General features: G+C 38.8%; 13 protein-coding genes. 8 read left to right on the forward strand and 5 right to left on the reverse strand.

The window, feature by feature from the left end; all coding sequences use genetic code 11:
• Positions 1–37 precede the first annotated feature (37 nt).
• Positions 38–211: a DUF5325 family protein gene (locus A4245_RS20380; RefSeq protein WP_199860680.1), complete on the reverse strand. Its 174-nt coding sequence runs from the start codon at positions 209–211 to the stop codon at positions 38–40.
• A gap of 486 nt (positions 212–697) precedes the next feature.
• On the opposite strand from A4245_RS20380, the gene A4245_RS12060 reads away from it, so the two are divergent.
• The gene (locus A4245_RS12060) at positions 698–1009 is read left to right on the forward strand and encodes a YlaH-like family protein (RefSeq protein ID WP_067728230.1); all 312 of its coding nucleotides are present in this window, start codon (positions 698–700) and stop codon (positions 1007–1009) included.
• Positions 1010–1039: 30 nt separating this feature from the next.
• Here A4245_RS12060 and A4245_RS19715 read toward each other — a convergent pair whose 3' ends face one another.
• Positions 1040–1246: a YlaI family protein gene (locus A4245_RS19715; RefSeq protein ID WP_407668385.1), complete on the reverse strand. Its 207-nt coding sequence runs from the start codon at positions 1244–1246 to the stop codon at positions 1040–1042.
• A gap of 146 nt (positions 1247–1392) precedes the next feature.
• Here A4245_RS19715 and A4245_RS12065 point away from each other — a divergent pair, with 146 nt between their 5' ends.
• Entirely contained in the window at positions 1393–1695 is a 303-nt protein-coding gene (locus A4245_RS12065; RefSeq protein ID WP_067728232.1) for a hypothetical protein, read from the forward strand.
• 149 nt (positions 1696–1844) lie between these two features.
• Here A4245_RS12065 and A4245_RS12070 read toward each other — a convergent pair whose 3' ends face one another.
• Positions 1845–2450, reverse strand: a complete 606-nt coding sequence (locus A4245_RS12070) for a YhcN/YlaJ family sporulation lipoprotein (RefSeq protein WP_067728233.1) — start codon at positions 2448–2450, stop codon at positions 1845–1847.
• Between the two features lie 172 nt (positions 2451–2622).
• Positions 2623–3117: a hypothetical protein gene (locus tag A4245_RS12075; RefSeq protein WP_067728235.1), complete on the reverse strand. Its 495-nt coding sequence runs from the start codon at positions 3115–3117 to the stop codon at positions 2623–2625.
• A gap of 166 nt (positions 3118–3283) precedes the next feature.
• Between A4245_RS12075 and A4245_RS12080 the strand changes: the two genes are divergently transcribed.
• The 3 genes from A4245_RS12080 (at position 3284) to pyc (ending at position 8383) form a co-directional block, all read left to right on the forward strand.
• A complete protein-coding gene (locus tag A4245_RS12080; RefSeq protein ID WP_067728237.1) occupies positions 3284–3565 on the forward strand; it encodes an Fpa/YlaN family protein in 282 nt (93 codons plus the stop codon).
• 202 nt (positions 3566–3767) lie between these two features.
• Positions 3768–4952 carry a putative lipid II flippase FtsW gene (ftsW, locus tag A4245_RS12085; protein WP_067728367.1) on the forward strand — a complete coding sequence of 395 codons (1185 nt, stop codon included), beginning with the start codon at positions 3768–3770 and terminating at the stop codon, positions 4950–4952.
• Entirely contained in the window at positions 4940–8383 is a 3444-nt protein-coding gene (gene pyc, locus A4245_RS12090) for a pyruvate carboxylase (protein ID WP_067728239.1), read from the forward strand. The genes ftsW and pyc overlap by 13 nt, the downstream gene beginning before the upstream one ends.
• 74 nt (positions 8384–8457) lie before the next feature.
• Here pyc and A4245_RS12095 read toward each other — a convergent pair whose 3' ends face one another.
• Positions 8458–9384, reverse strand: a complete 927-nt coding sequence (locus A4245_RS12095) for a COX15/CtaA family protein (RefSeq protein WP_067728369.1) — start codon at positions 9382–9384, stop codon at positions 8458–8460.
• 478 nt (positions 9385–9862) lie between these two features.
• Here A4245_RS12095 and cyoE point away from each other — a divergent pair, with 478 nt between their 5' ends.
• The 3 genes from cyoE to ctaD all read left to right on the forward strand — a co-directional run bounded on the left by cyoE (position 9863) and on the right by ctaD (position 13817).
• The gene (gene cyoE / locus A4245_RS12100) at positions 9863–10807 is read left to right on the forward strand and encodes a heme o synthase (protein WP_067728240.1); all 945 of its coding nucleotides are present in this window, start codon (positions 9863–9865) and stop codon (positions 10805–10807) included.
• A 65-nt stretch (positions 10808–10872) separates the two neighbouring features.
• Entirely contained in the window at positions 10873–11925 is a 1053-nt protein-coding gene (gene coxB, locus A4245_RS12105) for a cytochrome c oxidase subunit II (protein ID WP_067728242.1), read from the forward strand.
• A 41-nt stretch (positions 11926–11966) separates the two neighbouring features.
• The gene (gene ctaD / locus A4245_RS12110; RefSeq protein ID WP_067728244.1) at positions 11967–13817 is read left to right on the forward strand and encodes a cytochrome c oxidase subunit I; all 1851 of its coding nucleotides are present in this window, start codon (positions 11967–11969) and stop codon (positions 13815–13817) included.

The following is a 13817-nucleotide window of genomic DNA, read 5'->3' on the forward strand; positions in this document are numbered from 1 at the left end:
ATCCGTACGTACGGTGGTGTGAGAGGTCGGGGGTTAGTCACCCCCTCCTACTCGATTTCAAAGTTAATCCATACGCAAAAATTCCAAATCCTATAATGAGAAATAATAAGATAAGCCATATATTACGCATTGCGATTGCTAGACCAACAAGAATGAACATTAAAATTACACTCATGGCTAAAAGAAGCATTGGGTAATTTATATTTTTCATAAAAGCACCTCTATTTCCATCATAAAACAGTATATATCAAAATATAAAAATGTTCAAAATTAATTCGCGGGAGAACTTTCGGGAAAAAGGAAAAGATTTTGACAGCAATTAATTCCTACACATTTACAGTCATGTCCAGCTTCGGTTTCTAAACAGTCACCTCCGCTTTTGAACGTCTATCTCCGGTTCCTAGAAACTCCTGTCATAAGCAATGGACATTCCAAGCGCGAAAATCATGCGCTTTCCAGTCCCTTGCTTATGCATTCGTTTCTAAACAGTCACCTCCGCTTTTGAACGTCTAGCGAAAGCGGACTCGCCCCTCGAGGTCTTAAGTAGAAACTACCTGTGGCAATGAACAAGACTGGTAATTTCTACTTAAGCTTGTCGGGATGACCAAGGCGATTACGATTTTATGCTGTAACTGGCACGAATTGTTAAGATTTAGTATGATAGTAGTTAGGTTTATTCGAATAATGGGGGATATATATGAATGACTTCAGATTTGTATTTGATTTAGTAATTGATGTTAACGGGACAGATAATATATTCTGGATCTTTTATGTGATGAACTTGATTTTGGCTGCAATTGCGTACGAACTGGGTTTTGCAAGAAAACTGCCGCTCGGTAAAACCATTTTCGTATACGTGATGCTGATGGTCGGGACATTTATTTTAACAATATTCACAACTGTAATGAGGATGCCTACCATAGAAAGTCTTCTGGTAATCATAGTTGTGCTTGCAATTTATAGAATCAGGCTCCATATGCAGCGAAAAGCGAATACCATTGAGAAATAAAAAACGCCTAATGGCGTTTTTATTTTTGCACTATAAATATTGATCAACTTTCTTGTTTTCCCGATATAATCTGAAATTTCCTGTTGCCAGGCGTTTATTGGTTTTAATCTCAACCCGATCATAACAAGGGTTACATAAATACATATAAATTCTTCTGTTTCTTAATCGTTTCGCCTTCAAAGAATAATCTTCTATATCTTCTATTTTATCGCATAGAGAACATTTAACTTGCATCATATCACCTCTACCTGGGAAAAATCATTTATTAGTTAACAGTATAACATAGATGGGACTTCGATTTGAAGCTGAGATGTTTTATAAGCACGAGCCGGGGGAATAATAAAGCTAAAGCAAATCTACGAATAGAAAGGACGGCTGTTATAATGAAAAAAAGGTATCTATTGTCTGCAGTTGGTGCAGTAGGAGCCGGTTTAGCAAGCTACTATTTAAAAGATGAGAAAAACAGGAATAAGATTAAAGATACGACAACGGAAATTACAAACAAGATGAAGAAAAAGACAGATAATACTTTTGAGAATGCTGGTGTACCTGACCAATCAGCAGAATCCGATCAAGATACTTCTCAACGGGAGAATTCAAAGATGGTTTCCGAAGGTTCCCAGTTCGGTGTGCAATACTACAACGAAAAAAAAGAAGAAAATACTACAGATAGACAGCAGCAGTAAATTTTAGAAAACATGGTATATGTGAATACCTTGGGATGTTGAGATGCAGTGCGTTTGTTGGACTTGTGCAGGAGTTTATTTGCACTCTCTGTCTGCGAAAAAAGGTTTCTGACCAATGTCAGAAACCTTTTCTAGTGTCCTAAATTTTTCTATCTTAAACGGTCCTTATGCTCGTTTGATTGATCGCTTTCAATATCTTCCAATTCCTGTTTGTCCTCTTCATCGATTATTTCCTTATTTTGATCTGGCTCCTCTGCCGGGTCCTCATCCATAGGAAGTTCAGGCATATATCTCCCGACAATAGCCGCAAGCTCATCTACCACACCTTGTACAGGATGACCCTGACTTATCTTGTTTCCCATCCCCCGTATTCTCTCCACTAGGTCAGCATCCGCCACGACAACAGCAGTCTTCCCATAAGGGTCATGGTAAAGTGCTTCTGTTACGGAATATTTTATTGTGCCGACACGTGAACGGTCAAGGTCCTTATCCACATCGATTGCAACAACCGTGTACGGACCAGCGACAATTGCTGAAGCGTTATTGACATTTGGAATATCTGCTGCAAGACTAGCCAGATGGTCAGCTATTTCGTTATTGTTGAGATTTTGCCGTTCGTTCGGATCTGCATTTTCTACGTACACAATACGATCAGTATTTTCTTGTTCTCTAGCTAAAGGAGATTCTTCATCTTGGGCACATGCTGTTAAGATCAAGAGTACAGTCATAAATAAAATATTTAATCGCACGTTCATTCAGCATTCCTCCTAATTATATTAGCTGATGAACTTATTTTGGATAGTTTGCGGGAAAATATACTTGTAAATATAAGAGGGAACTGCAAAAAAGAAAAGCCTGCAAGCAAGCAGACTTTTCGGAAGGTAATAAAGTATATATAGGTTTTCAAGTTTTCCTGAAAACAAGTGATTAATGAATCACTATTTTTTTAATGTTTGTTATTGGGCTATTTCTGTTTGAACCATCTTTATAGAAGTAATGTACAGGCCCGTCCGTTTTTAAAGGCTTACCATTAAGTGCAAATAGAAAATATCCATTTGCAAGCTCTTCAAGTGTAATGGTTACGTCTTCATGCCCATCCGTAACCAATGTTGCGTTTTCAGCTTCTGGTTCGGCTTCGGCATTGTCTATAAAATCCTTGAGCGGTATGACATAGGAATTTTTTAAAATTTTTTCTCCCTCGAGTTTGGAAATACTTTTATTGACAGGTGGCCGGTTCATTTTCGTTTCCAATACTTCTCTATTAAATCGTTCTGATCGTCTTTCTAGATCATCATTTTCTTCTGTTTCACTGGCCTGAACAGAAAATGCATCCTCCAGTAATATTTTTCTGTCATCAAAAATCCATACTGTCGGATCCAGTGTTATCGAATAGGAAACCTTCCCTGTAATCGGTACAATCATTTTCTCACCCCTAAGTTATGTATCTTACTTAGAATATCAGACATCAATTATTATTTCACCAGTAACGAATTAATTTTATATATTTTTTCTGTTTTATTTGCATTTTCCTATTGCTAACGATAATATAATATAAAAGAAAGTCTTTTTAGTGGAGGGGATTCAATTGATGCCAGAGGTGACTGTAGATCATCGTGAAAAAGCCCACGCCCTTCTTAAGGCTGACGCTGACAACATTTTACGACTTATTGAAGTTCAAATAGAGAATTTGACGATGCCGCAATGTCCGGTTTACGAGGATGTGCTGGACACGCAAATGTTCGGTCTGTCAAGGGAAATTGATTTTGCTGTGCGTCTGAACTTAATCAGCGAAAATGAAGGTAAAGCGCTTCTTGAGAATTTGGAGAAGAAGCTTAATATATTGCATGAAGCTTCACAGCAATCTTTGTGATTATTGATTCATGTTTTGGCGTTATGGTGTTCCAGATCAAAAACTTTGCCAGCAAACTTATTGGCAAGGTTTTTTTGTTTAAAACATTCAAATAATTGGAATTATTACCCGGATGAATAAAAAGTACAATTATGGTACACTGAATTATACTAAACTTTCTATCTATTCATCTGCAATTTATATTATGGCAGGGAGAAGCGGGATGATACAGAAATTTAAAGATTATGACTTCACCTTAATTATCACACCATTACTCTTAGCTGGTTTTGGGATAGTGATGATCTACAGTGCCAGCATGGTAACATCTGTTGTGGAAGGTCATGAGAGCACGCATTATTTAGTTAGACAGTCCGTCTGGTTTGGTCTGGGGATGATAGGTTTTATTTTCACCAGTCTATTTCCATATAAATATTACCAAAAGCTGATGAAATTTATTATATTGGGAATAGTCATTCTTTTGGTTGCTGTTTTATTTTTTGGCAATGCCGTAAATAATGCCAAATCGTGGTTTCAGATCGGGCCACTAAGTATGCAGCCAGCCGAATTTGCCAAGCTTGGATTAATTATGTATCTTGCATCTGTCTATTCAAAAAAGCAGGCATATATCAATGAATTCAGTAAAGGGGTACTGCCTCCGTTAGTGTTGACAGCGATTATCCTGGGATTAATCGTACTTCAGCCAGACATCGGAACGGCGTCCATCATTTTTCTGATTGCTTGTTCGGTAATTTTTAGTGCCGGTATTCGTATGAAACATTTGTCCATATTGATCGGTATTGGAATTGCACTGGTATTGCTTGTAGTCCCGTATATGGTTACCGATGAAAGACTTTCACGTTTTACGGGTGCTTATCAGCCGTTTGAAACCCCTGATTCGGATGGGTATCAACTGATACAGTCATATTTGGCAATTGGTGTAGGGGGACTGACAGGTGAGGGGCTCGGGCAAAGTGTCCAGAAACTGGGTTACCTGATGGAGGCACATACCGATTTTATCATGGCGATCGTTGCTGAGGAATTAGGCTTTTTAGGAGTGCTTAGTGTGATAGGAATGCTTGCAATTATAGTATTGCGTGGTATTTTTATAGCAAGGAAATGTAATGATAGTTTTGGTTCTTTGCTTGCGATAGGTATTTCTTCCATGGTTGGTATTCAGGCTTTTATTAATCTCGGTGCAATTAGTGGGCTTTTGCCAATAACCGGGGTCCCACTGCCGTTTGTCAGCTATGGAGGTTCCTCGCTTCTTATAATGCTTATCTCTATGGGGATTTTAAATAATATAGCTATGAATGTAAAAAAACAGGAAAGCGACCAAGTAGAGTCAAAGCATAATGAAAGCAGTAACACGATTAATTATAATAGGGGTGGAAAAAGATGGCAGAATTAAAAAATATCAAAAAAGTTCTAGTTGCAAATCGTGGGGAAATCGCAATTCGGGTGTTTCGTGCATGTACTGAACTGAATATCCGGACAGTAGCGGTATATTCCAGTGAAGATTCCGCATCGTTTCATCGTTTTAAAGCAGATGAAGCATACTTAATCGGAAAAGGGAAAAAGCCGATTGATGCGTATTTGGATATTGAAGCGATTATTGATCTTGCTAAAGAAGTAAACGTTGATGCAATCCATCCGGGCTATGGCTTTCTCTCGGAAAATATAAATTTCGCAAAACGATGTGAAGAAGAAGGTATTATTTTTATCGGCCCAACAAGCGAGCACTTAAACATGTTTGGGGATAAAGTGAAAGCAAGAGAGCAGGCTGTCAATGCGGATTTGCCTATTATTCCAGGAAGCGGAGGAGCCGTAACTACTGTTGAAGAAGTTGAAACATTTGGTCAGCAATATGGATATCCAATCATCATCAAAGCCTCTTTAGGTGGCGGTGGACGTGGAATGCGTATTGTCCGTGATGAAACAGAGGTCAAAGAAGCATATGACCGTGCAAAATCAGAAGCCAAAGCTGCTTTTGGCAATGATGAGATCTACTTAGAAAAATTTATTGAAAATCCGAAACATATTGAAGTGCAAATCCTGGGTGACAAACATGGGAATATTGTTCATTTACATGAAAGAGACTGTTCGGTACAACGCAGACATCAAAAAGTAATTGAGGTTGCACCGAGCCTATCATTATCAGACAAGCTTCGTGAGGAAATTTGTACTGCCGCAGTCAATCTGATGGAAAATGTAGGTTATATCAATGCTGGAACAGTAGAATTTCTTGTCACAAAAGATGAATTTTATTTTATTGAGGTCAATCCACGGGTACAGGTGGAACATACAATCACTGAAATGATTACCGGTATCGATATTGTCCAGTCGCAGTTGAAAGTCGCTGATGGATTTAGCTTGCACAGTGACTCAGTGGGAGTGCCACAGCAGGAAGAGATTAAAACCAGTGGGTATGCAATCCAGTCAAGGGTTACTACTGAAGATCCACTGAATAACTTTATGCCTGATACAGGGAAGATAAATGCTTACCGTACTGGTGGCGGGTTTGGTGTTCGGCTTGATGCTGGAAATGGTTATCAAGGTGCAGTGATTTCACCGCACTATGATTCTCTGCTCGTAAAAGTTTCTACATGGGCACTTACTTTTGAACAGGCTGCAATCAAAATGGTTCGAAATCTGAAGGAATTCAGAATTCGCGGTATTAAAACAAATATTCATTTTCTGGAAAACGTAATTTTACATGAGAAATTTATGTCTGGTCAATATGATACGACATTTATAGACAAAACACCTGAATTGTTTGTTTTTCCTAAAAGAAAAGACCGCGGTACAAAGATGCTTACTTATATCGCTCAAACCACACTAAATGGTATCGAAGGTATGCCCAAAAAAGAAAAGCCATCCTTCTCACCATTATTGATTCCGGAAGTGGACCATCATAATGAAATCCAGCCCGGTACGAAACAAATCCTGGATGAACGTGGTCCAGATGGACTGGCAGAGTGGCTCAAAGAGCAGAAGGAAGTTATGCTGACAGATACAACTTTCCGTGACGCTCACCAATCTTTGCTTGCGACACGTGTAAGAACGAATGACCTGCTGCATATCTCTGAGCCTACATCAAGATTGCTCCCAAATCTTTTTTCTGTTGAAATGTGGGGCGGGGCAACCTTTGATGTAGCATACCGATTCTTAAAAGAAGATCCATGGATAAGGCTTCTGAAACTGAGAGAAAAAATGCCAAACGTCCTGTTCCAAATGTTGCTTCGCTCAAGCAATGCAGTTGGTTACAAAAATTATCCCGATAATCTTATCCAGGAATTCGTTGAAAAAAGTTCCAATGCTGGAATAGATGTTTTCCGGATATTTGATAGCTTAAATTGGATAGAGGGTATGAAGCTTGCTATCGAGTCTGTTCGCGAGAATAACAAGATCGCAGAAGCAACGATTTGCTATACAGGAGATATTCTCGATAGCGGGCGCAGAAAATATGATCTGGAATATTACAAGAATATGGCAAAGGAACTGGAACAATCCGGCGCACATGTTTTAGGTATTAAAGATATGGCTGGATTATTGAAACCTGAAGCTGCTTATCAGTTAATAGCCAGTCTTAAAGAAACTGTAAACCTTCCCATCCATCTGCATACACATGATACAAGCGGAAATGGAATATATACGTACGCGAGAGCCATAGACGCAGGCGTGGATGTTGTCGATGTTGCTGCAGGCCCTATGGCAGGAATGACATCACAGCCAAGTGCCCAGACACTATATCATGCGCTTGAAGGAAAGAGTCGCCAGCCTAAAGTCGATATTGGAGCCTATGAAGAGATTTCTCATTATTGGGAAGGGATCAGAGATTACTATAAAGATTTTGAAAGTGGCATGAAAGCTCCACATACAGAGATTTATTTTCATGAGATGCCTGGCGGTCAATACAGTAACCTTAAACAGCAGGCAAAAGCAGTCGGCTTGGAAAACAGGTGGAATGAAGTAAAAACGATGTTCCGTAAAGTTAATGATATGTTTGGAGATATTGTAAAAGTTACCCCATCTTCCAAAGTTATTGGTGACATGACCTTATTTATGGTACAAAATGATTTAACGGAGGAAGATATTTATGAGAAAGGTGAATCAATCGATTTTCCTGACTCAGTCATCGAATTTGCTCAAGGTTATATCGGACAACCATACCAAGGATTCCCGGAGAAGCTGCAAAAGATTATTCTTAAGGATAGAGAAGCAATTAAAGTCAGACCGGGAGAACTATTGGAACCAATTGATTTTGAAGAATTACGAGATTCATTGTTTGAGAAGCTGGACCGTCAAGTCACTAGTTTTGATCTGATCTCACACGCACTATATCCAAAAGTGTTTATGGATTATACAAAATTCTGTGAAACATACGGTGACATGTCTGTATTGGATACTCCCACTTTCTTCTATGGAATGAAACTTGGGGAAGAAATAGAAGTTGAAATAGAGAAGGGTAAGACGTTAATTGTCAAGCTGGTATCCATCTCTGAACCTAAAGAAGATGGGACACGTGTTTTCTATTTTGATTTAAATGGACAGTCACGTGAAATCCGTGTCAGGGACGAAAGTATTGAATCATCCCTTATAACTAGACCTAAAGCGGATAAATCAAATATCAAGCATATTGGTGCGACGATGCCAGGTACAGTTCTGTCGGTTAATTGTTCCAAAGGCGACTCAGTGAATAAAGGAGACCATCTGTTGACAAACGAAGCAATGAAAATGGAGACAACCATTCAGGCTCCATATTCCGGTGTCATCAAACAAATTCATGTTGTCAGTGGAGACACGATTGAAGTAAATGATTTACTGATTGAATTTGAATAATAAAGTAATAAAAGAGGAAGGAAACGAGGGTCACATTTCATTTCTTTTCGGATCAGAAAAACAGGAAGCAGTCATTAACCGCTTCCTGTTTTTTCACGTTTTGCACTTCTTGTTGACAGGAGGATGAAATAGCTGAGCATCCCAACATACAAGGAAATTACGAGAGCATGCATTAACGCTACACCGAGATTCAATAATGTAAAAATAATCATTGCTCCAAAAAATACTTGCAATAAAATAAGCGAAAAGGCGATCATCCATCCAAAATACATGACCTTATTTCGGCGGTAATTTTTAATCATCCTGATTGTCATTATAAGTGTCCAGAAAAATAGAATTCCTGCGGCCAACCGATGTCCCATTTGTACCCATTGGTTAAAGCTGTAATCCGCAAGGGCGAAAGGGGAAGTATTTGTACAAAACGGCCAGCCTCCGCAGACAAGGTTGGATTCAGTATGGCGGACCAAAGCACCTGTATAAACTACAAGCATCGTGTAAATGGAAATGGCATAAATCTCAATACGGTGTGGTTTTTTAATATGGAGGGTAGTTGTATCCAATTTTTTGTCCACTTCAAATATAATCAGCATAAGTAAAAATACGGCTGCAAATGAAATTAATGAGATACCGAAATGGGCGGCCAAAATAAAATCGGATTGCCCCCACATAACAGCCGCTGCACCGATCAACGCCTGAAGAACAATAAAAAAGACGGATGAAAACGAAAGAAACTTCACTTCACGTATATGACCAATTTTTGTCCATGCGAGAATTGCGAGTGCAACAACTACAATTCCAACCACTCCAGTAACGGCACGGTGACTTAATTCAACTACCATTTCAAAAGTGAATTCAGATGGAATGATTTCACCTTCACATAATGGCCAGCTGTCCCCACAGCCATCTGCAGATCCGGTTTTTGTGACTAACGCCCCACCGAGCAAAATCAGCAGCATCCCAACTGTAGCAACTACAGACAGGATTTTTAAATAGTTTATCATTCTCATATAGCCTCACTCCTCACTTTTAATGATTAGAAATCTGTAGGACTTATTCAATAGATTTATAATAATATTAGTTTAGTGCCCAACGCAATTAAATAAGCTCAAAAACTGGGGTTGGACACACAATTGTAATAGTATCATGTTTTAAACTTGTTTTCACTATTGAATTTAAAAAAACGCTTGCATTAATCTACTTTGTTTGCTAGAAATAGTATAAGGGATGACCATGTCATGTCATTCATATTTTGATCTTGGTGAATATCATACATAATTTACTTTCTTTTTAGAACCTTGTTATTGTTTCACATAATTGACACATATAAGTGATAAATATGTTGTAAAATATTACAAGAAGGTTAATTAGATTGTAAACTAAATCCGTGATACAATGAGAGAGGATATCAGAATCCTAGATATGAAAGGTATTCTGGTTTATTATCGTGTCTTTTGGCCTGGGTTTAAAAGGGGGGATTAAATGAATAAAGTAGAAACTCCATATTCCGAAATGATTGGAAATACTGCAATAAGCAATAAACGAAAATTTTCCATTTTCATTTCCGAAATAAAAGCACTCATTAAAATTGGTATAGTGAACTCAAATTTAATCACAACGCTTGCAGGATTACTGTTGGCGGCTCATTTTACCGGTACTTCCTTTATGGAACATCTGGGGACTTTCCTACTAACAATGATAGGAAGTGGCCTTGTTATCGCTGGAGGTTGTATCATAAATAACTGGTATGATGCAGATATAGACCCCAAAATGTCAAGAACGAAAAATCGTCCAACAGTAACTGGATTTTTCTCTCTTAAAACAGTACTTGCTTTAGGACTGGGAACAACAGCTGCTGGTCTGGTATTTCTATTATTTACAACCGTACAGGCTACTATTTTTGCTTTTCTTGGCTGGTTTATCTATGTTGTACTTTATACAATGTGGTCAAAGCGCCGTTATACGTTAAATACAGCAATTGGCAGTTTCTCGGGGGCGATGCCGCCACTGATCGGTTGGGCAGCAATTAGTCCATCCCCGCATATTGTTCCGGTTGTGATGTTTCTGATTATGTTTGTATGGCAAACACCACATTTTCTGGCTTTGGCCATGAAAAAAACGGAAGATTATCGTGAAGCCGGGGTCCCAATGCTGCCGGTAGTATACGGGTTTGAATTTACGAAACGTCAAATTGTTGTATATATCGCCTGTCTGCTTCCTTTACCGATTCTCCTCGCTCCATCTTTAGGAATCACGTTTGCAGTCATTGCAACGTTACTTAATTTGGGCTGGCTTGTGCTTGGTTTCAGAGGTTTCTTTGTGAAAGATGATTTGAAATGGGCAAATATGATATTCATTTACTCTTTAAATTATTTGATCATATTATTTCCGCTGATGATCATTGTTACTTTGCCTATATTTAATTAACCGTTTTGTCCTTAAAAAAAATATATATATAAGGAAACAACAAGAAGAAAGAGAGGTATTAATACATGAAAGGTTGGATGGGAAAATCTAAAGCATTATTTCTTTTTACAATGCTGGCGCTGTTTTTGGCTGGTTGTGGAAAAGAAAATTTAACAGCACTTGAACCAAAAGGATATGGTGCAGACAAATCCATGGAACTTATTTTGCTGACAACGATAATTATGGTTGGAGTATTTTTAGTTGTAATGCTGATCTATGTGATTGCTTTAATTCGTTTCCGTAAGAAAAAGGGAAAAGAAGATTTTATTCCTAAGCAAGTAGAAGGAAACCATAAATTGGAAACTATATGGACTGTTATTCCAATTATCCTTGTTCTGATTATCTCAGTACCAACAGTGATAGCTACGTTCGATTTGGCAGATGATACTCAGGCAAGTGAAAGTATTAGTGTCGAAGTTACAGGTAACCAATACTGGTGGCATTTCAGTTATGATGGGGAAGAAGTCGTAACGAGTCAGGATTTATATATACCAACTGGCGAAAGAGTATATCTGAACATGCTTTCTTCGGATGTGATTCATTCATTTTGGGTTCCATCTATATCAGGCAAGATGGATGTAAACCCGGAAAATGTGAACACCATGTATCTCGAAGCACATGAGGAAGGCGTTTATTGGGGAAAATGTGCTGAACTTTGTGGTCCTTCACATTCATTAATGGATTTTAAAGTTATTGCCGTAAGCCCGGAAGAATATGATCAATGGGTTTCCGATATGCAAAGTGTCGATCCGGAAGCTGTACCGGAAGATGCGGTAGCACAGGAAGGTCAGGAACTATTTGAAGCAAACAGCTGTGTGGCATGTCATGCGATTGGATCTTCACCTGCAGCAACCGGACCCAACCTTACAAACTTTGGTGATCGGTCAACGATAGCGGGTATTCTTGAACCAACAAAAGAAAATCTTGTTGATTGGATAATGGACCCTGAATCTATTAAACCTGGAAACAAAATGACAGGCGCATATCCAAGCATTTCTGAAGAGGAAGCTGATCGTATTGCTGAATACTTAATGCAATTGAAGCCCTCTGAAATTACACCAGAGAGTGCAGGAAACTAAAATATATATGGGATGAAAGAGACAAAAGGGAGGTTTATGCTTTGAGTACTGCAACTACTCAAAAGAGAGGATTCGGAGCAGTTTTATGGGATTATCTAACTACCGTAGACCATAAGAAGGTCGGTATTTTATACTTAATTGGTGGCGGATTCTTTTTCCTGCTCGGCGGATTGGAAGCTCTTATTATACGAATTCAGTTAATAACACCTGAAAATGATTTTATCAGTGCAGGTTTGTACAATGAAATGATTACAATGCATGGAACTACAATGATATTTTTGGCAGCAACACCTTTGTTATTTGGTTTAATGAACTATGTGATGCCATTGCAGATAGGGGCCCGTGACGTTGCATTTCCGTTTTTAAACTCACTTGGCTTCTGGCTGTTTTTCTCCGGTGGTATTCTTTTAAACCTTAGCTGGTTTACAGGAGCACCAGATGCCGGTTGGACGAACTATGCACCACTTTCACTGCAGTCACCTGGGCATGGGGTGGATTTCTATGTTATGGGTCTTCAGTTGTCCGGTGCGGGAACATTGATGAGTGGGATTAACTTCCTGGTAACGATCGTTACGATGCGTGCACCTGGTATGACTTATATGCGTATGCCATTATTTACATGGACGACATTCGTAACAAGTATTCTCACACTGTTTGCTTTCCCGGCATTGACAGTTGGTCTATTCTTAATGATGTTTGACCGTATGTTTGGTACTGCATTTTTTGATGTTGCTTTGGGTGGTAATTCCGTTATATGGCAGCATTTATTCTGGATATTTGGGCATCCGGAAGTATACATACTGATTTTACCGGCATTTGGTATTTTCAGTGAAATTATCCCTACATTTGCAAAAAAGAGGTTATTTGGTTATACCGCGATGGTCTTTGCAACCTTCATGATTGCATTTCTAGGGTTCATGGTTTGGGCTCACCACATGTTTACTGTTGGATTAGGACCAGTGGCAAACTCAATATTTGCAATTGCGACAATGGCAATCGCTGTTCCAACGGGTATTAAGATCTTCAACTGGTTGTTAACATTGTGGGGAGGAAGCATTACAATTAATTCAGCGATGCTCTGGACATTAGCATTTATCCCTTCATTTACCATTGGCGGGATGACTGGTGTTATGCTTGGTTCTGCAGTAGCTGATTATCAGTATCATGATACGTACTTTGTTGTTGCTCACTTCCATTATGTTATCGTTGGTGGAGTAGTCTTTGCAATATTGGCAGCAATGCATTACTGGTGGCCAAAAATGTTTGGAAGAATTCTTCATGAAGGTTTGGGGAAACTTGCATTCTGGACATTCTTCATTGGTTTCCATTTAACATTCTTTATTCAGCATTTTCTTGGTTTAATGGGTATGCCACGTCGTTATTGGGTATTCCTGGAAAATCAAGGACTGGATACAGGTAACTTGATTAGTACAATCGGTGCATTCTTCATGACTTTCGGTATCATTGTATTCTTGATTAATATCGTTTACACTGCTATGAAGGGCGAAAAGGCACCTGCAGATCCATGGGATGCACGTACATTGGAATGGTCGATTGCATCACCACCTGCACATTACAATTTTAAACAAATGCCACTTGTTCGTGGCCTTGATCCTTTATGGATTGAAAAATCGGAGGGTAACGGAAAGATCACTCCTGCTGAGCCATTGGATGAAATCCATATGCCAAATTCATCTATACTTCCATTGATAATGACAATTGGTTTCTTTATTGCATCTTATGGTTTCATTTATCAGGTTGATCATAAAGCTTGGTTAATAGCAGTATATGGTGGTATGGCTATAGCTATTGGAAGTATGCTAATCAGATCATTGAAAGACGATCACGGTCATCATATTACAAAAGAGGAACTAGAAAGGGAGGCTGACTGA

Source organism: Oceanobacillus damuensis, assembly GCF_001618145.1.
GTDB classification, from domain to species: domain Bacteria; phylum Bacillota; class Bacilli; order Bacillales; family Amphibacillaceae; genus Oceanobacillus; species Oceanobacillus damuensis.

Bases quoted from the DNA above. Each gene is read 5' to 3' on its own strand.
- ftsW (WP_067728367.1), top strand. From the start codon at position 3,768: ATGATACAGAAATTTAAAGATTATGACTTCACCTTAATTATCACACCA.
- A4245_RS12095 (WP_067728369.1), bottom strand. From the start codon at position 9,384: ATGATAAACTATTTAAAAATCCTGTCTGTAGTTGCTACAGTTGGGATG.
- A4245_RS20380 (WP_199860680.1), bottom strand. From the start codon at position 211: ATGAAAAATATAAATTACCCAATGCTTCTTTTAGCCATGAGTGTAATT.
- pyc (WP_067728239.1), top strand. From the start codon at position 4,940: ATGGCAGAATTAAAAAATATCAAAAAAGTTCTAGTTGCAAATCGTGGG.
- A4245_RS12065 (WP_067728232.1), top strand. From the start codon at position 1,393: ATGAAAAAAAGGTATCTATTGTCTGCAGTTGGTGCAGTAGGAGCCGGT.
- A4245_RS12060 (WP_067728230.1), top strand. From the start codon at position 698: ATGAATGACTTCAGATTTGTATTTGATTTAGTAATTGATGTTAACGGG.
- coxB (WP_067728242.1), top strand. From the start codon at position 10,873: ATGAAAGGTTGGATGGGAAAATCTAAAGCATTATTTCTTTTTACAATG.
- A4245_RS12080 (WP_067728237.1), top strand. From the start codon at position 3,284: ATGCCAGAGGTGACTGTAGATCATCGTGAAAAAGCCCACGCCCTTCTT.
- cyoE (WP_067728240.1), top strand. From the start codon at position 9,863: ATGAATAAAGTAGAAACTCCATATTCCGAAATGATTGGAAATACTGCA.
- A4245_RS12075 (WP_067728235.1), bottom strand. From the start codon at position 3,117: ATGATTGTACCGATTACAGGGAAGGTTTCCTATTCGATAACACTGGAT.
- A4245_RS12070 (WP_067728233.1), bottom strand. From the start codon at position 2,450: ATGAACGTGCGATTAAATATTTTATTTATGACTGTACTCTTGATCTTA.
- A4245_RS19715 (WP_407668385.1), bottom strand. From the start codon at position 1,246: ATGATGCAAGTTAAATGTTCTCTATGCGATAAAATAGAAGATATAGAA.